This window comes from Isoptericola sp. NPDC056605, from assembly GCF_042792795.1.
Classification (GTDB): Bacteria; Actinomycetota; Actinomycetes; order Actinomycetales; family Cellulomonadaceae; genus Isoptericola.
In genome coordinates this window covers 21,134-42,428 of sequence record NZ_JBHTVT010000007.1, presented here as the reverse complement: position 1 = coordinate 42,428, position 21,295 = coordinate 21,134, and the positions used below count along the sequence as shown (strand labels likewise).

19 protein-coding genes are annotated in these 21,295 nt (G+C 75.1%); 2 read left to right on the top strand and 17 right to left on the bottom strand.

Going from position 1 to position 21,295, the window contains the following annotated elements; translation table 11 throughout:
- Positions 1-44: 44 nt before the first annotated feature.
- From ACFQ8Y_RS09290 to ACFQ8Y_RS09240, 11 genes are all read right to left on the bottom strand, one after another.
- The gene (locus tag ACFQ8Y_RS09290) at positions 45-1,220 is read right to left on the bottom strand and encodes an acetyl-CoA C-acyltransferase (RefSeq protein WP_430585281.1); all 1,176 of its coding nucleotides are present in this window, start codon (positions 1,218-1,220) and stop codon (positions 45-47) included.
- Positions 1,217-1,921 carry a 3-oxoacid CoA-transferase subunit B gene (locus ACFQ8Y_RS09285; protein ID WP_430550659.1) on the bottom strand — a complete coding sequence of 235 codons (705 nt, stop codon included), beginning with the start codon at positions 1,919-1,921 and terminating at the stop codon, positions 1,217-1,219. The genes ACFQ8Y_RS09290 and ACFQ8Y_RS09285 overlap by 4 nt, the downstream gene beginning before the upstream one ends.
- Positions 1,918-2,706, bottom strand: coding sequence for a CoA transferase subunit A (locus ACFQ8Y_RS09280; RefSeq protein WP_430585280.1), 789 nt, complete (start codon positions 2,704-2,706; stop codon positions 1,918-1,920). Before ACFQ8Y_RS09280 ends, ACFQ8Y_RS09285 begins: the two co-directional genes overlap by 4 nt.
- The gene (locus tag ACFQ8Y_RS09275; RefSeq protein WP_430563210.1) at positions 2,703-3,647 is read right to left on the bottom strand and encodes an HpcH/HpaI aldolase/citrate lyase family protein; all 945 of its coding nucleotides are present in this window, start codon (positions 3,645-3,647) and stop codon (positions 2,703-2,705) included. The genes ACFQ8Y_RS09280 and ACFQ8Y_RS09275 overlap by 4 nt, the downstream gene beginning before the upstream one ends.
- On the bottom strand, positions 3,644-4,162 hold the full coding sequence (locus ACFQ8Y_RS09270) for a MaoC family dehydratase (protein ID WP_430550662.1): 519 nt from the start codon (positions 4,160-4,162) through the stop codon (positions 3,644-3,646). The genes ACFQ8Y_RS09275 and ACFQ8Y_RS09270 overlap by 4 nt, the downstream gene beginning before the upstream one ends.
- A gap of 90 nt (positions 4,163-4,252) precedes the next feature.
- A complete protein-coding gene (locus ACFQ8Y_RS09265; RefSeq protein ID WP_430550663.1) occupies positions 4,253-5,440 on the bottom strand; it encodes an acyl-CoA dehydrogenase family protein in 1,188 nt (395 codons plus the stop codon).
- Entirely contained in the window at positions 5,437-7,689 is a 2,253-nt protein-coding gene (locus tag ACFQ8Y_RS09260) for an acetyl/propionyl/methylcrotonyl-CoA carboxylase subunit alpha (RefSeq protein ID WP_430585279.1), read from the bottom strand. The genes ACFQ8Y_RS09265 and ACFQ8Y_RS09260 overlap by 4 nt, the downstream gene beginning before the upstream one ends.
- A gap of 5 nt (positions 7,690-7,694) precedes the next feature.
- Complete coding sequence (locus ACFQ8Y_RS09255) at positions 7,695-9,332, bottom strand: carboxyl transferase domain-containing protein (protein WP_430563208.1); 1,638 nt, start codon at positions 9,330-9,332, stop codon at positions 7,695-7,697.
- Positions 9,329-10,696, bottom strand: a complete 1,368-nt coding sequence (locus ACFQ8Y_RS09250; RefSeq protein WP_430585352.1) for a dihydrolipoamide acetyltransferase family protein — start codon at positions 10,694-10,696, stop codon at positions 9,329-9,331. Before ACFQ8Y_RS09250 ends, ACFQ8Y_RS09255 begins: the two co-directional genes overlap by 4 nt.
- The gene (locus ACFQ8Y_RS09245) at positions 10,696-11,721 is read right to left on the bottom strand and encodes an alpha-ketoacid dehydrogenase subunit beta (protein ID WP_430585278.1); all 1,026 of its coding nucleotides are present in this window, start codon (positions 11,719-11,721) and stop codon (positions 10,696-10,698) included. The genes ACFQ8Y_RS09250 and ACFQ8Y_RS09245 overlap by 1 nt, the downstream gene beginning before the upstream one ends.
- The gene (locus tag ACFQ8Y_RS09240) at positions 11,718-12,992 is read right to left on the bottom strand and encodes a thiamine pyrophosphate-dependent dehydrogenase E1 component subunit alpha (protein ID WP_430585277.1); all 1,275 of its coding nucleotides are present in this window, start codon (positions 12,990-12,992) and stop codon (positions 11,718-11,720) included. The genes ACFQ8Y_RS09245 and ACFQ8Y_RS09240 overlap by 4 nt, the downstream gene beginning before the upstream one ends.
- A 140-nt stretch (positions 12,993-13,132) precedes the next feature.
- Between ACFQ8Y_RS09240 and ACFQ8Y_RS09235 the strand changes: the two genes are divergently transcribed.
- Entirely contained in the window at positions 13,133-13,606 is a 474-nt protein-coding gene (locus tag ACFQ8Y_RS09235) for an Lrp/AsnC family transcriptional regulator (RefSeq protein ID WP_430550669.1), read from the top strand.
- 23 nt (positions 13,607-13,629) lie between these two features.
- On the opposite strand, the gene ACFQ8Y_RS09230 is transcribed toward ACFQ8Y_RS09235, so the two are convergent.
- From ACFQ8Y_RS09230 to ACFQ8Y_RS09210, 5 genes are all read right to left on the bottom strand, one after another.
- Positions 13,630-14,088 carry a hypothetical protein gene (locus ACFQ8Y_RS09230; protein WP_430585276.1) on the bottom strand — a complete coding sequence of 153 codons (459 nt, stop codon included), beginning with the start codon at positions 14,086-14,088 and terminating at the stop codon, positions 13,630-13,632.
- A gap of 83 nt (positions 14,089-14,171) precedes the next feature.
- Entirely contained in the window at positions 14,172-14,813 is a 642-nt protein-coding gene (locus tag ACFQ8Y_RS09225) for a nucleoside/nucleotide kinase family protein (RefSeq protein WP_430563203.1), read from the bottom strand.
- Positions 14,810-15,784 (bottom strand): PfkB family carbohydrate kinase, encoded by a 975-nt coding sequence (locus ACFQ8Y_RS09220; RefSeq protein WP_430585275.1) that lies wholly within the window; start codon positions 15,782-15,784, stop codon positions 14,810-14,812. Before ACFQ8Y_RS09220 ends, ACFQ8Y_RS09225 begins: the two co-directional genes overlap by 4 nt.
- Positions 15,785-15,819: 35 nt before the next feature.
- Positions 15,820-16,881, bottom strand: a complete 1,062-nt coding sequence (mgrA, locus tag ACFQ8Y_RS09215) for an L-glyceraldehyde 3-phosphate reductase (RefSeq protein ID WP_430550673.1) — start codon at positions 16,879-16,881, stop codon at positions 15,820-15,822.
- A gap of 43 nt (positions 16,882-16,924) precedes the next feature.
- Entirely contained in the window at positions 16,925-19,225 is a 2,301-nt protein-coding gene (locus ACFQ8Y_RS09210) for an LLM class flavin-dependent oxidoreductase (protein WP_430585274.1), read from the bottom strand.
- 112 nt (positions 19,226-19,337) lie between these two features.
- Between ACFQ8Y_RS09210 and ACFQ8Y_RS09205 the strand changes: the two genes are divergently transcribed.
- Complete coding sequence (locus ACFQ8Y_RS09205; protein WP_430585273.1) at positions 19,338-19,856, top strand: MarR family winged helix-turn-helix transcriptional regulator; 519 nt, start codon at positions 19,338-19,340, stop codon at positions 19,854-19,856.
- A gap of 87 nt (positions 19,857-19,943) precedes the next feature.
- Here the strand turns inward: ACFQ8Y_RS09205 and ACFQ8Y_RS09200 are convergent, their stop codons facing one another.
- Entirely contained in the window at positions 19,944-21,266 is a 1,323-nt protein-coding gene (locus tag ACFQ8Y_RS09200; protein ID WP_430585272.1) for an ABC transporter substrate-binding protein, read from the bottom strand.
- Between the last annotated feature and the right edge of the window lie 29 nt (positions 21,267-21,295).

Below are 21,295 nucleotides of genomic sequence, written 5' to 3'. Positions count from 1 at the left end.
TGCCACGGCTCCCGCACGCTCGATTCATGGTGCGGTCCGGGCGGTCAGGCCTCCAGGAGCACCGCCGACCCCTGGCCGCCGCCGCCGCACAGCGCGGCGGCGCCCACGGACCCCGGCCCGAGCAGCTCCAGCCGCCGCGCGAGGTGCCCGACGACGCGGGCCCCGGACGCCCCGATGGGGTGCCCCAGCGCGATCGCGCCGCCGTGCGCGTTCACCAGCTCCGGGTCCAGCCCCAGCAGGTCGACCGACGCGAGCACGACCGCGGCGAACGCCTCGTTGATCTCGACGGCGCCGAGGTCGCGCGGCGCGACGCCCGCACGCTCGCAGGCGGCCGTGATCGCGTTCGCCGGCTGCGCGTGCAGGCCGACGTCCGGCCCCGCGACCAGCGCGTGGGACCGCACGCGCACCCCGGTCAGCCCCCGGGCCTCCGCGACGTCGTCCGCCACGAGCACCAGGGCCGCCGCGCCGTCGGAGATCTGCGACGCGTTGCCGGCCGTGATCGTGCCGTCCTCGCGGAACGCCGGTCGCAGCCGCGCGAGGCCGTCGAGCGTCGAGTCCGGGCGCACGCCGTCGTCGGCCTCGACGCGGACCGTGCCGCGCCGGCCGGGCACGTCGTAGGGCGCGATCTCCTCGGCGAGCAGCTCCGCCGCCTTGGCGGCCCGCGTGTGCGACGCGACGGCCAGCGCGTCCTGCGCCTCGCGCGTGTTCCAGGCCGCGGCGGCCATCGCCTCGCCGTGCCGCTCGGTGCTCAGCCCCATCGAGTCGTGCTCGAACGCGTCGGTCAGCCCGTCGTGCGCCATCGTGTCGATCAGCTCCACGGGGCCGAACTTCTGCCCCGCGCGCGAGCCCACCCAGGCGTGCGGCGCGAGCGTCATCGACTCCATCCCGACCACCGCGACGATCCGCGCCTCCCCGCCCGAGATGAGGCGGTGCGCCTGCACCACCGCCTCCGCCCCGGACAGGCAGACCGCGTTGAGCGTCACTGCCGGCACCGTCATCGGCACCCCCGCGCCGACGGCCGCCTGGCGGGCCGGGTTCTGCCCGGCGCCGCCCTGCAGCACCTGCCCGCCGACGACGACGTCCACCTCCCCCGGCCCCACGCCGGCCGCCGCGAGCGCCGCCGCCAGCGCGTGCGCGCCCAGCGTCGTCGCCGGCACGGCCGCGAACGCCCCGTTCGAGCGCACGAACGGCGTCCGCCGGTACCCCGCGATCACGGTCATCGTCGTCCCTCCTCCGCCACGGCCGGCGAGCCGTCGCCCGTCCCGGCCTCGTCCTCCAGCTCCACGACCAGCTCCGCCTCCGTCGCCTCGCGCACCTCGTCGACCGTGACGCCCGGCGCCAGCCGGCGCAGCACGAACGCGGCCTCCAGGCCGTGGTCGGCGACGTCGAGCACGGCGCGGTCGGTGACGATCCTGTCGACGACGCCCTCCCCGGTCAGCGGCAGGGTGCACCGGCGGCGCAGCTTGGGCGAACCGTCGCGGGCGACGTGGTCCATGAGCGCGACGATGCGCCGCGCCCCGACCACGAGGTCCATCGCGCCGCCCATGCCCTTGACGAGCTTGCCCGGCACGGTCCAGCTCGCCAGGTCGCCCGTCGCGGACACCTGCAGCGCACCCAGGATGGCGATGTCGATGTGGCCGCCGCGGATCATCGCGAACGAGTCGGCCGCGTCGAAGAAGCTCGCGCCCGGCACGGCGGTGACCGTCTGCTTGCCCGCGTTGATCAGGTCGGCGTCCTCGGTGCCCTCGACAGGGAACGGGCCGATGCCGAGGAGGCCGTTCTCGCTCTGCAGCGTGATGCCGACCCCCGGCGGCAGGTGGTTCGCCACGAGCGTCGGGATGCCGATGCCGAGGTTGACGTAGTCGCCGTCGCGCAGCTCCGCCGCCGCGACGGCGGCCATCTCGTCGCGCGTCCAGGTCATGCCGCACCTCCCTGCTCGACGGGCTCGACGGGCTCGACGGGGTCGGCGGCCTCGACCCGCGGGCGCACCGTGCGCTGCTCGATGTCCTTGACCCGCTCGCGCGCCAGCACGAGGCGGTGCGTGTAGATGCCCGGCGTCACGACGACGTCCGGGTCGATCGGCTCGTCGGTGATCTCCTCCGCCTCGACCACCGTCACGCGCCCGGCCGTCGCGATCACCGGGTTGAAGTTGCGCGCCGTGTACCGGTAGACGAGGTTGCCGAACCGGTCCGCGCGCCGGGCGTGCACCAGGGACAGGTCGGCCACGATCGCCCGCTCCAGCACGTACCGGCGGCCGTCGATCTCGTCCACGGGCTTGCCCTCGGCGACGGGCGTGCCGACCCCGGTGGGCGTGTAGAAGGCGGGGATGCCGGCACCGCCCGCCCGCAGCCGCTCGGCGAGCGTGCCCTGCGGCACGAACTCGACCTCGAGCGCGCCGTCCAGGTACCGCTGCGCGAACAGCTTGTTCTCCCCCACGTACGACGACAGCACGCGCCGCACCTGGTCGTTCTCCAGCAGGATGCCGAGCCCCTTGCCGTCCACGCCCATGTTGTTGGACACGACCGTCAGGTCCTTGACCCCGGAGTCGCGCACCGCCTCGATGAGGTCGGTCGGGTTGCCGCTCAGGCCGAACCCGCCGACGGCGATCGTCATGCCGTCGCGCAGCAGGCCGTCCAGCGCGGCCACGGCGCTGGGCTGCCGCCGGTCCACCGTCCTCGACACGGTCCTCGACACGGTCCTGGTCATCGTCGTCCCCCGTTCTCCTCGACCGTACGTCCGACGGCGGGGCCGTCGGGAGTGTCTTCCACGCCCTGCTCCGCCCGCTCGGAACGGCGCAGCACCGCCTCGGCGTGCCGCAGCAGCGGCGCGTCGACCATCTGGCCGCCCACGGTGAGCACGCCGGCGTCCGCCGAGCGCCCGGCGGGCAGGTCCGCGAGCGCTTCCGCCCGGCCGGACGCCGCGGCGAGGACCTCGCGCGCCCGCTCCACCTCGGCCTCGGACGGCGCGAACGCGGCGCGCACGACGGCGACGTGGCTCGGGTGCACGCACAGCGACGCGACGAAACCGCTGGCCGCGGCGTCGAGCGCCTCAGCACGCAGACCGGCGAGGTCGTCGAGCTCCAGGTGCACGGCGTCGATCGCCGCCTTGCCCGCCGCGCCGGCCGCGAGCAGCACCGCCGACCGGGCGTGCCGCGCGACCTCGCGGTAGCGGCCGTCGTCGAACCGGCTGGACGTGCCGTGCAGGGACGCCACCAGGTCCTCGGCGCCCCACGCGAGCGCGACGACATCCGGCCGGGCGGCCAGCGCGGGCGCGGCGAGCACGCCCGCGGCCGTCTCGCACAGCGCGACGACGGCGTACGGGCCGCCGTCCGGCGCGAGCAGGGGCCCGACGAACCGGCCGTCCGCCTTCGGCAGCATCACCGTGCGGTACGGCGTGCGCGCGAGCGCGGCGAGGTCGGCGTCGTGCTCCGGGGTGCCGACCGCGTTGACCCGCACGATCACGCGTTCCGGGTCGAGCACCGTGTCGACGAGCGCGGCGCGGGCCGCGTCCTTGCGCCCGGGGGCGACGGCGTCCTCCAGGTCGAGGATCGCCGCGTCGGCGCGGTCCAGGGCCTTGGCGAACCGGTCGGGCCGGTCGGCCGGGCAGAACAGCAGCGCCGGGCCGAGCGCGAACGGGACGGGGTTCACAGCACGCCCCCGCCGTGCTCGCTCGCGTTCTTGTGCTCGTGCTCCTCGTGGCCCTCGCGCGTCCACATCAGCATGGTCCGCCCCGCCTGGGCCACGACCTCGCCGTCCTGGTTGCGGCCCACGTGCTGCACGGTCACGACGCCCGTGCCGGGGCGCGAGCGCGACAGCCGCCGGTCGACGACCGTCGTCTCCCCGTACAGCGTGTCGCCGTGGAACATCGGGTGCGGGAACGCCACCTCCGTGAAACCGAGGTTCGCCACGAGCGTCCCGCGCGTCAGGTGCGCCACCGACAGGCCCACCAGCGTGGCCAGCGTGAGCATCGAGTTCACCAGCGGACGGCCGAACGGCTGGGTCGCCGCCCACGCCGCGTCCAGGTGCAGACCCTGCGGGTTCATCGTGACGGACGTGAACAGCACGTCGTCCGCCTCCGTCATCGTGCGACCCGGCCGGTGCACGTACCGCACGTCCGGCTCCAGCTCGTCGTAGTACAGCCCGCGCTGCACCTCGTCACGCATGACGTGCTCCTTCCTCCCTGCCGACCAGGCGGTTCTGCACCTTCTGAGCCGTCAGAACGTGCGGAACCACCTGTTCGACGCCGGACCTGCTCACGACGCCAACCCCAGGTCGCGGGCGATGATCATGAGCTGCACCTCCGTGGTGCCCTCGCCCACCTCGAGCACCTTGGAGTCCCGGTAGTGCCGGGCCACCGGGTTCTCGTTGAGGAAGCCGTAGCCGCCGAAGATCTGCGCGGCGTCGCGGGCGTTGGCCATCGCGGCCTCGCCGCCCACCAGCTTCGCCACCGAGGCCTCCGCCTTGAACGGCTTGCCGTGCACCTGCTTGAGCGCGGCGTCCAGCCAGCACAGCCGCGCCGAGTGCACGCGCGCCTGCATGCGCGCCAGCGTGAACGCGATGTGCTGGTTGCCGCCGATGGCGTGGCCGAAGACCTCCCGCTCCTTGGCGTAGCGCAGCGCCTCCTCGAGACAGCCCTGCGCGGCGCCCGTCGCGAGGGCGGCGAAGGCGATCCGGCCCTCGTCGAGCGCGCGCAGGAAGTTCGCGTACCCGCGGCCCTGCTCGCCCAGCAGGTGGCCGGCCGGGACGCGGACGCCGTCGAGCGTCAGCGGGTGGGTGTCCGACGTGTGCCAGCCGACCTTGTCGTAGCTCGGTCCCACGGTGAGGCCCGCCGTGCCCGCGGGGACGAGGAACGACGAGAGCTCGGGATGGGTCGCGCCGTCCGCCCCGGTGCGCGTGCCGGTCACCGCGGTGACCGTGATGACGCTGGTGATCGACGTGCCGGAGTTGGTGATGAACTGCTTGGAGCCGTCGATCACCCACTCGCCGGTGCTCTCGTCCCGGCGCGCGGTGGTGCGCGTGGCGCCGGCGTCCGACCCGGCCCCCGCCTCCGTGAGGCCGAAGGCCGCGAGCGCGCGACCGTTCACCAGGTCGGGCAGCCAGCGCTGCTTCTGCTCGTCGGTGCCGTGCCGGAAGATCGGCATGATCCCCAGCCCGACGCCCGCCTCGAGCGTCACGGCGATCGACTGGTCCACCCGCGCGAGCGCCTCGACCGCGAGGCACAGCGACACGTAGTCCTTGCCCTGCCCGCCGACGTCCACCGGGAACGGCAGCCCGAACAGCCCCAGCTCGCCCATCTGCTCGATGATCTCGACCGGCAGGCGCCGCTCGGTGTCGTACGTGTAGGCGGCGGGGGCCACCACCTGGTCCGCGAACTCGCGCACCACGGCGCTGAGCTTCCGCTGCTCGTCGGTGAGCACGGTGGACTGGGTCTCGCTGATCATGACGCTCCTCGGGTGGCTGGGTCTGCCGGAGTGTGTGCTGCCGCCACGGCGGGGTCTGCCGGCGCGGGAGCGTGGTCTTCGGGGGTGTCGACGGGTGGGTCGACGGGTGGGTCGACGGGTGGGTCGACGGGTGGGTCGACGACGGCGACCACCTGGTCCAGGCGCACCTGGTCGCCGGCGCGCACGTCGAGGCGGACGACGCCGGCGACGGGCGCGAGCAGCGGGTGCTCCATCTTCATCGCCTCGACCACGACGACGGGCTGGCCGGCGGCGACGACGTCGCCGTCCGCGACCGGCACGGCGGACACCGTGCCGGGCATCGCCACGCGCACCACGGCACGGGTGGGGCCGTCCGCCGCACCGTCGTCGCCGTCGGCACCGAGCGCGCGCTCCTCGCGTCGCCGTGCGGCCAGCGCGGCGCGGTCGAGCACGGTGAACGACGCCGTCCGCCCGTCCCCGTGCACCCACACCACCGCGGGCGCCGCGGTGAGCGGGGTCGCGGCGCCGTCGGCCGGCGTGTCGTGGGCCGTTCGTCCGCTCACGGCACCGACCTGGCTCCTGGTGGTGCCGTCCACGGTGAGCAGGTGGCGGCCGTCGGCGAGCGGGCGCAGGCACGCGCGCACCGGCTCGCCCTCGTCGAGGGTGACGACGGCGTCCTCGGGCCTTCTGGTGAGGGCGACGGCGTGCTCCGCGCCCGCCGCGTCGACGAGCACCGCGCGGCGCGGCGCCGGCGAGCCGTTGAGCCGCCAGCCGTCGACGGCGGCCCAGGGCCCGGACGCGCCCGCCGTGCTCGGGGCCAGGGCGAGCAGCGCCGCCGCGACCAGCGCGCCGTCGGACGCCCGGTCCGCCCCGGCGGGCTTCGAGTCCGGCATCGCGCGGACGAGTCGGTCGATGAGGCCGGTGTCGAGCCGGCCGGCGCGCACGTCGTCGTCGGCGAGCAGGTCGCGCAGGAAGCCGGCGTTGGTCTCGACGCCCAGCACGACGACGTCGGCCAGCAGGCCGTCGAGCCGCGTGATCGCCTCGGCCCGCGTGGGCGCCCAGGCCACGGCCTTGGCGAGCATCGGGTCGTAGTCGCCGGTCACCTCGGCGCCCGGCACCAGCCCGCTGTCGAGACGCAGCGGCGTCGCCCCGGGGCCGGCGGGCACGCCGGCGTCGTCGTACCGGAGCACGTGCCCGGCGGCGGGGAGGAACCCGCGCGCGGGCTGCTCCGCGTACAGGCGTGCCTCGACGGCGTGCCCGTCCAGCCGGACGTCCTCCTGCCGGAGGCCGAGCGGCTCCCCGGCCGCGACGCGCAGCTGCTGCTCCACGAGGTCCAGGCCGGTGACCATCTCGGTCACGGGGTGCTCCACCTGCAGGCGGGTGTTCATCTCGATGAACCAGAACGTGCCGGGGTCGTCGCCGGGCGCCAGGAACTCCACGGTCCCCGCGCCCACGTAGCCCACCGACCGCGCCACCGCGCACGCGGCCTCCCCGAGCCGGGCCCGGGTCGCGTCGTCGACGACGGGCGACGGCGCCTCCTCCACCACCTTCTGGTGGCGGCGCTGCAGGGTGCACTCGCGCTCGCCCAGGTGCACGACGGCGCCGTGCGTGTCGGCCAGCACCTGCACCTCGATGTGCCGCGGCCGCTCGACGAGCCGTTCCAGGAGCAGCCCGTCGTCGCCGAACGACGCGGCGGCCACGCGACGGGCCGAGGCCAGCGCGCCGGGCAGCTCGTCCCCCGCGCGCACGACCTCCATGCCCTTGCCGCCGCCGCCCGCGACCGGCTTGACCAGCAGCGGGAAGCCGACGTCGCCGGACGCGGCGACCAGGGCCGCGTCGTCCAGACCGTCGTCGAGCGTGCCGGGCAGCACGGGGACGTCGTGGGACGCGACGAGCCGCTTGGCCGCGGCCTTGTCCGCCATGGTCTCCAGCGCCTCGACCGACGGCCCGACGAAGACGATGCCGGCGCGCTCGCACGCCCGCGCCAGGGCGGGGTTCTCGGACAGGAAGCCGTAGCCGGGGTGGATCGCGTCGGCGCCGGTCGCGACTGCCGCCGCCACGACCGCCTCGACGTCGAGGTAGCTCTGCGGGGCGGGCGCCGGGCCGAGGCGGACGGCCAGGTCGGCCTCCCGCACGTGCCGGGCGTCCGCGTCGGCGTCGGAGTACACGGCCACGGAACGGATCCCCAGCCGGCGCAGCGTGCCGATGACGCGGCACGCGATCTCGCCGCGGTTCGCGACGAGCACGGTGCGAAGCTCCCGGGTACCCATCCCGCTCACATCCGGAAGAGCCCGAAGCGGGGCTCGGTCGGGTCGGGTGCGGGCAGCGGCGTGCGGGCGCAGACGCCCAGCGCCAGGCCGAGCACACGACGGGTGTCGGGCGGGTCCACGATGCCGTCGTCCCACAGGCGCGACGTGGCGTGGTACGGGTCGCCGGCCACCTCGTAGCCGTCGCGGATCTGGGCGCGGAACGACTCCTCCTCGCCCGCGTCCCACTCCTCGCCGCGGCGCGCGAGCTGGTCGCGCTTCACGGTGGCGAGCACCGACGACGCCTGCGCCCCGCCCATGACGGAGATCCGGGACCCGGGCCACGACCACAGGAACCGGGGCGAGTACGCCCGCCCGCACATGGCGTAGTTCCCCGCGCCGAACGAGCCCCCGACGATGACGGTGAGCTTCGGCACGCGGGTCGTCGCGACGGCCGTCACCATCTTGGCGCCGTCCTTCGCGATGCCGCCCGCCTCGGCGTCGCGGCCCACCATGAAGCCCGAGATGTTCTGCAGGAACAGCAGCGGGATGCCGCGCTGGTCGCACAGCTCGACGAAGTGCGCCCCCTTGAGCGCCGACTCGCGGAACAGCACGCCCGCGTTGGCCAGCACCCCGACCGGGTGGCCGTGGATGCGCGCGAACCCCGTGACGAGCGTCGTGCCGTACTCCGGCTTGAACTCGTGCAGCTCGCTGCCGTCGACGATCCGGGCGATCACCTCGCGCGGGTCGTAGGGCTGCTGCACGTCCACGGGGACCGCGGCGTACAGGCCCTGGGGGTCGACGACGGGCTCGCGGGAGGGCGCGACGTCCCACGCGGGCTCCGGGTCCGGCGGCAGCGTGCCGACGATGTCGCGGACCAGGTCGAGCGCGTGCTCGTCGTCCTCGGCGAGATGGTCGACGACGCCGGAGCGCCGCGCGTGCAGCTCCCCGCCGCCCAGCTCCTCGGCGCTGACGTCCTCGCCGATGGCCGCCTTCACCAGCGGCGGCCCGCCGAGGAAGATCGTGCCCTGGTTCCGCACGATGACGGTCTCGTCGCTCATCGCGGGCACGTACGCACCGCCCGCCGTGCAGGAGCCGAGGACCGCGGAGATCTGCGGGATCCGTGCCGCCGACAGCTTCGCCTGGTGGAAGAAGATCCGGCCGAAGTGGTCGCGGTCGGGGAACACCTCGTCCTGCCGCGGCAGGAACGCGCCCCCCGAGTCCACGAGGTACACGCAGGGCAGCCGGTTCTCCAGGGCGATCTCCTGGGCCCGCAGGTGCTTCTTCACGGTGAGCGGGTGGTAGGTGCCGCCCTTGACGGTCGCGTCGTTGCAGACCACCATCACCTGCCGCCCGCTCACCAGCCCGATGCCGGCGATGACGCCCGCCCCGGGCCACTCACCGGCCTCGCCCGGGCCGGCGTCGACCCCGAAGGCCGCCAGGGGCGCCACCTCGAGGAACGGGCTGCCCTCGTCGAGCAGCCGGGCCACGCGGTCGCGGGGCAGCAGCTTGCCGCGCGACGTGTGCTGGTCGCGGGCCCGCCGGGTGCCGCCCTCGGCGGCGACGGCGGTGCGCTCGCGGAGGCGGTCCGCGAGCGCCCGCTGGGCTTCGTCGTTGGCGCGGGCGGCGTCGGCGCGGGGGTCGACGGCGGAGTCGAGGACGGTCACGGGGCCTCGCTCTCGTCGGTCGTCCCGGTCGCGGGCTCGCCGCCGAGCAGGAGGACGAGCGCCGGGTCGGCGAGCACCGCCCCGAGCTCGGCGAGGAAGCGGGCGCCCTGCTCGCCGTCGACCACGCGGTGGTCGAACGTGAGGCTGAGCGTGGTCACCTGGCGCAGCGCCACCTCGCCGTCGTGCTCCCACGGGCGGCGCGCCACCTGGCCGAGGGCGAGGATGGCGGGCTCGCCCGGGTTGAGGATCGGCGTGCCCGCGTCGACGCCGAAGACGCCGACGTTGGTGATCGTCAGCGTGCCGTTCACGAGCCGCTCGGGCGTGGTGCGGCCCGCCCGCGCCGTCGTCGTGAGGTCGGTGAGCGCGGCGGCCAGCCCGGTGAGGGACAGCGTGTCCGCGGCAGGGACGTGCGGCACGACCAGCCCGCGGTCGGTCGCGACCGCGATGCCGAGGTTCACGTGCGCGGGCCGCACGATCTCCGCCTCGCCACCCGGCAGGTCCGCCCACCGGCTGGTGAGCGCCGGGTGGTTCGGCAGCAGCGCCAGGACGGCGCGCGCCACCAGCGCGAGCACCGTGATCCGCTGCCCGCCGGCCATCGGGTGCGTCTTGAGCCGGGCCAGCAGCTCCATGCTCGCCGTGACGTCCACGGTGAGGAACACCGACGCCTGCGGCGCCGCCGCGCTCGCGACCATCGCCGCCGCCGTGCGCCTGCGCACGCCGCGCACGGGGGTGCGGGACTCGCCGCCCGCCGCGCGCGCCGTCGTCGCCGGTGCCTCGACCTCCGCCGCGCCCGACGACGCCGACTCGACGTCGTCGCGCGTGATGCGCCCGTGCGGGCCGGTGCCCGTGATCGTGGCGAGGTCGATCCCGCGCTGCCGCGCCAGCGCCCGCACGACCGGCGTCGACCGCGGCCGCTCCATGTGCCCGTCCGGCGACGAGACGGACGAGACGCCGTTCGTGGCGAGGGCGGGTGCCGCCGGCACGTCCCTCCGCCGGCGTCGCGCCGGGCGTCCCGTGCGCGCGGGCCGCGCGCCGTACCCGACGAGGTTCGGCTCGGGCCCGTCCTCCCCCGCCGGACCCACGGAGCTGTCAGGGCCAGGCGCGGGTTCCGGTGCACCTGGTCCGGACAGGTCGAAGGTGACCAGCGGCTCGCCGACCTCGACGGTCTGGCCCTCCTCGGCGTGCAGCACCCGCACGACGCCGGCGCACGGCGAGGGCAGCTCGACCAGCGCCTTGGCGGTCTCCACCTCCGCGATCACCTGGTTGAGCTCGACGGCGTCGCCCACGGCCACGCGCCACTCGACGACCTCGGACTCCGTCAGCCCCTCGCCCAGGTCGGGCAGCTTGAACTCGCGGGTCGCCATCACGCTCCCACCTCCACGCCGGCGCCCGACGCCGGCACCCGGCCGAGCGCGCGGTCGATCCCCACGAGCACGCGGTCGAGGTCCGGCACCTGGTTGCCCTCGAGCTTCGCGGGCGGGTACGGGATGTCGTACCCGGTGACGCGCACGGGCGGCGCCTCGAGGAAGTCGAAGCACCGCTCGGTGACCGACGTCGCGATCTCCGCGCCGACGCCCGCCTGCCGCGGCCCCTCGTGCAGCACGACGAGCCGACCGGTGCGCCGCACGGACGCCGCGATCGTCTCGTGGTCGACCGGGGACAGCGAGCGCAGGTCGATCACCTCGACCGAGACGCCCTCGTCGGACGCCGCGGTCGCGGCGTCGAGCGCGGTCGCGACGTGCGAGCCGAACGTCACGAGCGTGACGTCGTCGCCAGGCCGGACCACCCGCGCGGCGCCCATCGGGGGTGCGTCGTCGAGCGGCAGGTCCGCGTCCACCTCGCCCTTGACGTGGTAGAGCCGCTTGGGCTCGAAGAAGACGACCGGGTCGTCGCAGGCGATCGCCTGCCGCAGCACGGTCGAGGCGTCCTGCGGGTTCGACACCGACACCACGCGCAGCCCGGCCGTGTGCACGAAGTACGCCTCCGGCGACTCCGAGTGGTGCTCTGCCGCGCCGATGCCGCCCGCCACCGGGATGCGGATCGTCACCGGGAGCGTGACCTTGCCGTTGGTGCGGGCGTGCATCTTGGCGAGCTGGCTGACGATCTGGTCGAACGCCACGTAGACGAACCCGTCGAACTGGATCTCCACGACCGGCCGGTAGCCGCGGTACGCCAGCCCGACGGCGGTGCCGAGGATGCCGGACTCCGCCAGCGGCGTGTCCACCACGCGGCGCGGCCCGAACTCCGCCTGCAGGCCGTCGGTCACGCGGTACACGCCGCCGAGCCGGCCGATGTCCTCGCCGAGCACCATGACGGTCGGGTCGTCGGTCATCGCGCGGCGCAGCCCGGCGCCGAGCGCCTTGGCCAGGGTGAGCGTCTGGGCGGTCATCGGTCGGCCCCCTCGCCGCTCGTCGTCCCGGTGATCGTGCCGGTGGTCGTGCCGGTGGTCGTGTCGGCGAAGCCCGCCAGGTACGCCGCGTGCTCGGCGCGCTCGGCCGCCACCGTCGGGTGGGGCTCGGCGTACACGTGGTCGAAGACGCTCAGCGGCGGCGGGTCCTCCAGGGCGACGACGCCGGCCCGCAGCTCGGCGGCGACGGCGTCGGCCGCCGCGCGCACCCGCGCCTCGTCGCCGTCGTCGAGCAGGCCGCCCGCCCGCAGGTACGCGGCGAGCCGGGCGACGGGGTCGCGCTCGGCCCAGACGTCCAGCTCGGCCGGGTCGCGGTAGCGGGTGGGGTCGTCGGCGGTGGTGTGCGGTCCCATCCGGTAGGTGACCGCCTCGACGAACGTGGGGCCGCCGCCGGTGCGGGCGCGGTGCAGCGCCTCGCGCGTCACGGCGAGGACGGCGAGCACGTCGTTGCCGTCCACGCGCACGCCCGGGACGCCGAAGCCGTCGGCCCGGCGGACGAGCGGCACGCCCGACTGCAGGGACACCGGCTCGGAGATCGCCCACTGGTTGTTCTGGCAGAACAGCACCAGCGGCACCTGCCAGGTCGCCGCGAAGACGAACGCCTCGTTGACGTCGCCCTGGCTCATCGCGCCGTCGCCGACGTACGCCACGACGGCGGCCGTGCCGTCGCCGCCCACCTCCACGGCGCCGCGCTCGACGTCCGCCTGGATCCCCAGCGCGTAGCCCACGCCGTGCAGGGCCTGCGCACCGATGATGACCTGCGGCGTCGCCATGTTCACCGCGTACGGGTCCCAGCCCGACGCCGTGATCCCGCGCCACACGCGCAGCAGGTCGACCGGCGCGACGCCGCGCTTGCGGGCCACCGCGTGCTCCCGGTAGCTGGAGAACACGAAGTCGTCGCCGCGCAGCGCCGTGGCGGAGCCCACCTGGGCCGCCTCCTGACCCTGCAGCGGCGGCCACAGCGCGAGCTCGCCCTGCCGCTGCAGCGCCGTCGCCTCGGCGTCGATGCGCCGCGCCACGACCATGTCCTCGTACAGCGCCAGCAGCGCCGACCGGGCCTCGTCCGTGCCCGCGTCGACGTCCGTCAGCCAGCGGTCGAGCGCCGGGTCCGGGTGTCGCACGCCCTTCTCGTCGAGCAGCCGGACCGTGCCGTCTGCATATGCCTCGTCCGTCGTACCGGACGCCGTCTCCGTCCGCGCTCCACCCGCTCGTGACAGGTCGTCGCGGGACGTCGAACCCATGGTGCTGGGCATCGTCGCCTCACCTCGTGTGTCGCCGGCCGCTCCGCGTCGAGCGCCGGATACCGCGAACGTAACGCCGCTCACAGAGTGCGACCAGCACCCCGCGACACGTTGAGCAGAGTGCTCAGGCCGACCCCGTTAGGCTGGTCGATGTGCGCAGCTACGACGCCGTGGACCTGAGCCTGCTGACGGCGCTCGCCGACGACCCGCGGGCCACCATCGCCGCCCTCGCGGAGCGCCTGCGCCTGTCCCGGAACACCGTGCACGCACGGCTGACCCGGCTCGAGGAGTCGGGCGCCTTTCTCGACTTCGACCGCCGCATCAACCCCGCCGCGCTGGGACACCCGCTGACCGCGTTCCTCGAGGTCACCGTGCGCCAGCGCGAGCTGCCCGCCATCGTCGACCGGCTGGCCGAGATCCCCGAGGTCGTGCAGGCGTACGGGCACAGCGGCGCCGCCGACCTGCGCGTGCACGTCGTGTGCCGGGACACCGACCACCTGTTCCGCATCGACGCCGCCATCCTCGCCATCGACGGCGTGGAGCGCACCGAGACGTCGCTGTCCATGGGCGAGCTGATCCCCTACCGCATCCGCCCGCTCATCGAGGCCGCGCGGCGCGCCCTCTGAGCCGGGCCTGCGCCTGCTCGCGATCAGCCGGTGCGGCTGATCCAGCCCTCGGGACGCACGCCCGGCGCCGCCCAGACGAGGCCCAGACGGATGCCCGGGTCGACGTCCTGGGTGAACTCCAGCTCCTGGGTGCCGGCGCCCAGTCCGTTCTCCGCGGATCCCGCGACGCGCGAGGTCAGGGTCCACCCGGCGGACTCCACGCGATCCTCGAGGTCGGCGAGGTCCCCGACGACCTCCAGCTCGACGTCGACCGAGCCGGGCGGGCCCGCGGAGTCGTCGCACCAGAACTCGCCCTCGGTGCTCCCCCCGAGCGCGTCGACGAGGGCCGCGGCCTCCTCGACCAGGCGGTCGCCGTACTCGTGCTGTGCCGCCGCGCACTGCTCCTCGTAGCCCGACCAGGCACCGGCCACGTCGGCCGAACAGCCGGACACCGCCAGCCCTCCGGCCACCGCCACGACGCCCGCCCAGGCACGCCCTCTCACCCGTGCCTCGTGGGCCACGGGCTGCCGACCGGAGCCTCGTCGGCGCGACGTTCTCCGGGCCGCGCGGGACCGGGCTGACGTCGTCACCCGGCCCACCGCACGACGACGTCGGCGCCGTCGCGCGTGGCCTCGATCAGCTCGGCGTTGCGCTGGTCGGAGCCGTTCGCCCAGCGGCGGGCGTCGTCGCGGCTCTTGCCGAAGGCGTGGTGCCGGTCCTCGAGGCGCGCGAGGCGGACGACGTCGGGCACGTCGAGGTACCAGACCTCGGTCATGCGGGCCCGGGCGGCGGGCCACGCGCCGGTGGGCGCGAGCAGGTAGTTGCCCTCCGTCACGACCAGCGGCACGTCGGCCGGCACGGCGACCCCCGCCGCCACGGGCTCCTCGATCTCGCGGCGGAAGACCGGAGCGTAGACGGGCGCGTCGCCGGGACGCGCGTCGGCGAGGCGGGCGACCAACGCCGCGTACCCGGCGTCGTCGAACGTGTCGACCGCGCCCTTGCGGTCGCCGCGGCCGAGGTCGGCCAGGACGGCGTTCGACAGGTGGTACCCGTCCATCCCGACCTCGACGGCCAGCGCCGGGCCGAGCGCCTCGACGATCGCCCGCGCGAGCGTCGACTTCCCCGCCCCCGGCGGGCCGACGATCCCGAGGACGCGCCGCTCGCCGGGCACCGCCAGCCGCCGGGCGCGCGCGACGAGCTCCGCCGTCGTCGCCCCGACCGTCGTCACCCCTCGTCCCGCGAGCTGTCAGGGCCAGGAGCAGCAGAACCTGCACGTGGCTCTGACAGCTCGGGGAGGTGCGCGAGCCAGGCACGCGGCCCGACCTTCCGCACCCGGACGCTCGCGACGCGCACGGCGGCGGCGCAGGCGTCCTGCAGCCCGGCCCCGCGGGCGACCGCCACGGCCAGCGCGCCGTGGAACGCGTCGCCCGCGCCGAGGGTGTCCTGCACGTCGACCCGGGGCACGGGCACGGTGCCGTGCTCGCCGACCACGACGGCGCCGTCGTCGCGCCGGCGCGGCAGCGCCCAGGTCACCGGGTCCCCGCCGTGGGTGACCACCACGGACCGCGCCCCCAGCAGCAGCGCGCCGTGCGCGGCGTCGGCCGCGCCGGGCGCGACGTCCGCCGGCACGGTGAAGTCCGCGCTGAGGGCGGCGACGTCCGCCGCCGGCAGCAGGTCGGCGAACACGGGCCGCCACCGGCCGCCGTCCACCACGATCAGCGGCCGGGGACGCAGCTCGTCGACGTGCGCGAGCACGGCCCGGGCGATCGCGGGGTGGTGGCCGTCGACGAGGACGACGTCCGGTCGGGGGAGCCCCGCGAGGGCGTCGGGCCGCGGCGCGCGCACCGCGACCAGCGCCGCGTCGGGCGAGACCACGGAGCGCTCCCCCGTCGCGTCGTCGACGAGCACCGCCGAGACCGCGACGGGGAACTCCTCGTCCGGGCCCGCGACGTCGTGCACCTGCACCTCGCGGTCGTCGAGGTCCGCGCGCACCGCCTGGGCGATCGGCCCGGCGCCGAGCGCGCTGACCAGGATCGCGTGCGCCTCGAGCGCGGCCGCCGTCACGGCAGCGTTGGCCGCCGGGCCGCCGGCCGCGACGTCCTGCCGCGTCGCGGTGACCTTCTCGTTCGCGCCCGGGCGTCCCGACGCCCGGTGCACCACGTCGAGCGTCGTCAGCCCGACGAACCAGCAGACCACCATCGGCGCTCCTCCTCCCGGTCGGTGGCGACGAAGGCTCAGCGGCCGGTGCCGTCCACGGCGTGCGGCTCGATGGCCGCGATCTCGTCGTCGGTGAGCGCCGGCGCGGACAGCGCGGCCACGTTGTCCTCGAGCTGCGCCACCGACGAGGCGCCGATGAGCGCCGACGTCACGCGCGCGTCGCGCAGCACCCACGAGAGGGCGAGCTGCGCGAGCGTCTGGCCGCGACCCTCGGCGATCGCGGCGAGGGCCCGCGCGCGGTCGAGGTACGTGTCCGTGAGGTTCGACGACGACAGGAACGGCGAGTCGCTGCGGGCGGCGCGCGAGCCCTCCGGCGCCGAACCGCCCAGGTACCGCCCGGTCAGCAGGCCCTGCGCCAGCGGGGAGAAGACGATCGTGCCGACGCCCAGGTCCTCGACGACGTCGAGCAGCGACTCGCTCTGGTGGCCGTCGTAGGCGTCGTCGCGGTCGGCGATCTCCACGTGCCGGTTGAACATCGAGTAGCTGGGCTGGTGGATGAGCAGCGGCACGCCGAGGTCGGCGAGCACCTGCGCCGCCTCGCGCGTGCGCGACGGCGAGTAGTTCGAGACGCCGACGTACGTCGCCTTGCCCTGCTGGACGGCGGACGCGAGGGCGCCCATGGTCTCGGTGAGCGGCGTCGAGGGGTCCGGGCGGTGGTGGTAGAAGACGTCCACGTGGTCCAGGCCCATGCGCGTCAGGGACTGGTCGAGCGACGAGAGCAGGTACTTGCGGGAGCCGTGGTCACCGTACGGGCCGGGCCACATGTCGTAGCCGGCCTTCGTGGAGATGACGAGCTCGTCGCGATAGGGAGCGAGGTCCTTGGCCAGGTGCCGGCCGAAGTTCTCCTCGGCCGAGCCGTAGGGCGGGCCGTAGTTGTTCGCGAGGTCGAAGTGCGTGATGCCCAGGTCGAACGCGCGGCGCAGGATGGCGCGCTGGTTGTCGAAGGGGTTCACGTCGCCGAAGTTGTGCCACAGGCCCAGCGACAGGGCGGGCAGGTCGAGGCCGGAGCGGCCGGTGCGGCGGTAGGTCATCGACTCGTAGCGGGCGTCGTCGGCCAGGTACCGAGGTGCGAGAGGCATGGCCCCATCCTCGCGCACCCGGCCGACGCGTCGCGCGGTGCGATCACTCGGCGGGCGGCACCGGGAAGTTCGCACGGAACACGTTCTCCGGGTCCCAGTCGCGCTTCACCTCGCGCAGGCGGGTCAGCGTGGGCTCCGGGAAGGCGTCCGTGATCCGCTCGGGCCGGGTGTCCGTGTCGAACGACAGGTACAGCCCGTCGGTGTACGGCGCCATCACGTCGTCCCACACGGCGTCGAGCCTGGCCTGCGACGACGACATCGCCGACAGCAGGAAGTTCTGGTGCCGGTGCGCGTACGCCGTCGCGCCCTCCTCGACGTCGTTCGCGGCGCCGCCGGTGGCGCGGACCTGCAGGAAGTACGCCTCCCCCGACAGCGCGAGCTTCTCGAACGCGCGGGCGGTCGCGGTGTCCAGGTGCGCCACCAGCCCGGAGCGCACGGCGGGGTCGCCGCCGCCCTGGTGGTGCTTCTCCCCCGCCTGCACGACGCCCGCGTAGGGCAGCAGGTACGCCTGGTGGCCCAGCAGCGGCCCGGCGCCGGCGAGCCGCTCGAGCTGCTCGACGGCGGCGTCCGTGTCGTCGCCCGCCCAGACGGTCATGAGCTGGGCGACCGGGCCCTGGTCGTCGCTGCCGTCGGCGAGCCGCCCCCGACGGCCGGGCGAGAGGATGAGGAAGCTCGTCAGCTCGCGCGGCGCGGACTCGACGACGGCGCCCCACCGCTCGAGGGTGCCCGCGACGTCGGTCGCGTCGAGCGTCATCTGCGAGAACACGACGGCGCCCTGGTCCCCCAGCGCCATCGCCTCGATCTCCACCCACGTGACGACGCCCAGGTTGCCGCCCGCGCCGCGCAGCCCCCAGAACAGGTCGGGGTGCTCGTCGGCGGACGCGCGCACCACGCGCCCGTCGGCCGTGACGACCTCCGCCGCGACGACGTGGTCGATCGTCAGCCCGTACAGGCGTCCGAGGAAGCCGACGCCGCCCGCGGTGGCCAGCCCGCCGACGCCCACGCCACCCGAGTCGCCGGAGCTGATCGCCCAGCCTCGGGGCGCGAGCACCTCGGCGACACGACCCCACGTCGCGCCGACGCCGACCCGCACGCGCCGGGCGGCCTCGTCGACCACCTCGACCTGGTCCAGCGCGCCCAGGTCGACGACGATCCCGCCGTCGTTGGTCGACCGGCCGCTGATGCCGTGCCCGCCGGACCGCACGCCCAGCGGCACGTCCTGCGACCGCGCGAACCGCACGGCCTCGGCCACCTGCGCGGTGTCGCGGGGACGCAGGACGAGGCCGGGCGCCCCGGAGCGCAGGTAGTTGTGCCGCACGCCGTCGTACGCACGGTCGCCGGGCTCGACGGCGGAGGCCGCGAGCGCCGCGGGCACCGCCGCGTAGTCGATGCCGGGCCGGCGCAGCGCGATCGCCCGCGCGCCGCGCTGCGTGGCGGCGGGCGTCGTGCCCGACGACGCACGCTCGCGCGCCACCAGCTCGCGCACCGCCGGCGCGACCTCCTGGCCGTACACCTGGATGAGGGTGGGGTCGTCGGCGGCAAGGATCACGGTGCCGATGCCGTCCTCGAGCGCGAGCGTCGCCAGCTCGTCGACCCACTGCTCCACCGGGCCCTGGAGGAAGCCCTGCGACTGCGCGGTGACGGCGCCCTGCACGTTGAGCAGGCGCCGGATCTCGGCCGGGTGGCGCCCCGCCTCCGCGGCGGCCTCGTCGATGATCGCGTGCCCGCGCTGCAGGTCGCCGTCCTTGAGGTACGCGAGCGAGGGAAGCCAGCCGTCGGCCTTGCGGGCGATCAGCCGCAGCATGCGGGGCTTGAGCGCGCCGAGCCAGATCGGGACGTCGTGGGCCGGCTCGGGACCGCGCTTGGCGCCGGCGACGCGGTGGTGGGTGCCGTCGACCCGCAACGAGCGGCGCTCCCGCCCGTCCCAGATCCCGCGGATGATGTCGAGCGCCTCGTCGAGGGCGTCGACGGACTCGCCGGGGGTGAGGCGCGTGCCGCCCATCGCGACGATCGGGTCCCAGAACCCGCCGGCGCCGAGGCCGAGCGCGGTGCGGCCCCCGGACAGCAGGTCGAGCGACGCGACGGCGCGCGCGAGCACGGCGGGCGGCCGCAGCGGCAGGTTGAGCACGTTGCCCGCGACGGTCACCCGCTCGGTCTGCGCGGCCACCCAGGACAGCAGGGTCCACGTGTCGAGGAAGCCCGGCTGGTACGGGTGGTCCTGGAACGTCACCAGGTCGAGCCCGGCCGCCTCCGTGGCCTGCGCGAGCCGCACCGGCTGCTGCGGGTCGCGGTTCGTGGGGGTGAGGAACGTGCCGAAGACCAGGTCGTGGCCGTAGTCCGTCATGCGGGACCTTTCGCGGGAGGACCGCTCCCGTCGTCCGGGAGATCGTCTGTCGTACAGACGATATCAGCGGCAACTCTTCTGCCGCGCCGCACATTCCGCTTACCATGGCACGGTGAGCACCACCGCCGACACGACCCGCAGCACCGCGGAGACCGCCACCAGCGCGGACGCCCCGTCCCCGCTGGGCTGGTCCCTCGCCGCGCTGCTGCGCGAGTGGAGCGCCCGCGTCGCGGCCGCCTGCGCCGACGTCCCGCACGGGGGCCGCGGCTACGAGGTCCTCGCCGCCGTCACCCACGACGCCCCGCCCACCCAGGCGGCGCTCGCCGCCCGGCTCGGCATCGACCGCACCGTGATGACGTACCTCCTCGACGAGCTGGCCGGCTGCGGGCTGGTCGAGAGGCAGCCCGACCCGGCCGACCGCCGCGCGCGCCGGATCGTCGTGACCGACCACGGCCGTGCCGTCCTCGCCGACCTCGACGCCCGCGTGCGGACCGCCGAGGACGAGCTGCTCGCCGGGCTGGACGACACCGAGCGCACGGCCCTGCGCCACCTGCTCGTGCGCGCCGCCACCGGCGCCGCGCCGGGCGACGACCGCTGCGCCGTCGTCGCGCGCGTCGTCGACCCCTCCTGACCCTCCGGTGGACGCGATCGAGCGTGCTGACCCGATCCCCGAGCGAACCGTGGAGGAATCAGGTCAGCACGCTCGGCGCGAGAGCCGTCAGCCGCCGATCGCCGCGCCCACGTCCTGGAGGAAGGCGTCGGCCGCCTCGTCGGGCGTCATGCGCTCGAACAGCACCTCGGTGTTGATCCGGATCATGATGTCCTGGATCTCGTTCGCGCCGCTCGGCGGCACGGCCGGGTTGTCGACGATCTCGGGCTCCAGGGCCGCCATGAAGTCCGCGACCTTCTGGTCCGCGGCCGTCAGCTCGGGCAGGACCCCCTCGCGCACCGTCAGGTTGGCCGGCAGGCCGCGGTCGGTGAGCTGCAGCTCGGCGACCTCCGGGTCGTTGAGCAGGAAGTCCACGAGCTTCGCCGACTCCTCGGGGTGCTCCGTCTTCGCGGAGACCGAGTAGTACATGGCCGGCTTGAAGTACATGCCGGTGCGCTCGAACTCCGACTCGCCGGGCAGGCGGAGCAGCTCCAGCTCGTGGCCGGACGCGTCGGAGAGCGCGCCGAGCTGGTTGGACCACCACACGCCCATCGCGCCGGCGTTGGTGCCGAGCAGCGAGCCCTCCGGCCCGGCGTTCTGGTACTCCACCGACCTCGACGCGTCGGGCTGGCCGCCGTTCGCCATGAGGTCCAGCGACGTCTGGAAGAACTCCGCGACCGTCTCCTTCGAGACGCCCAGCGTGCCGTCCGCGTCGTAGAGGGTCTCGCCCTTCTGCCGTGCCAGCACGTTGAGCCCGGCCTCGTTGAAGCCGTAGTCCTGCGCGCCCCAGACGCCGTCGCCCGCGCCCTTCGCGACCTGCCCGGCGATGTCGACGTACTCGTCCCAGGTCCAGGTCGTGTCGTCGGGCATCTCGACGCCGGCGTCGGCGAAGATCTGCGGGTCGGCGACCATCGCGTACGCGTTGACGCCCGTCGGGATCCCGACGAGCTTGCCGTCGACCTCCCCCGTGCTGAGGATGTCCTCGGGGATCTCGGACGTGTCGACGCCGCTCAGCTCGCCGATGACGCCGCGCGACGCATAGTCGGACAGGTACCGCTCCTCCTGGGTGATGACGTCCGGGGTGTCGCCGCCCGCCGTGGCCGTGGCGAGCTTGTCCCAGTAGCCGTCCCAGTCGGTGTAGTCCGGCACGACGGTGATGCCGGGGTTCTTCTCCTCGAACAGGTCGATGATCTGCTGCGTGGTCTTGTGCCGGTCGTCCGACCCCCACCACGCGAAGCGGATCTCGACGTTCCCGTCGCCGCCGTCGTCCTCGTCGGACGGCAGGGCGCCGGAGTCGCCGGAGCAGGCGGTGAGGGCGAGAGCCCCCGCCGCGGTGAGCGCGACGAGCGCGACACCGCGGCGCCGCGGGGCCCGGGTGGCTGTGACTCGCATGAGGTTCTCCTTCGAACGACGGGTGCGAA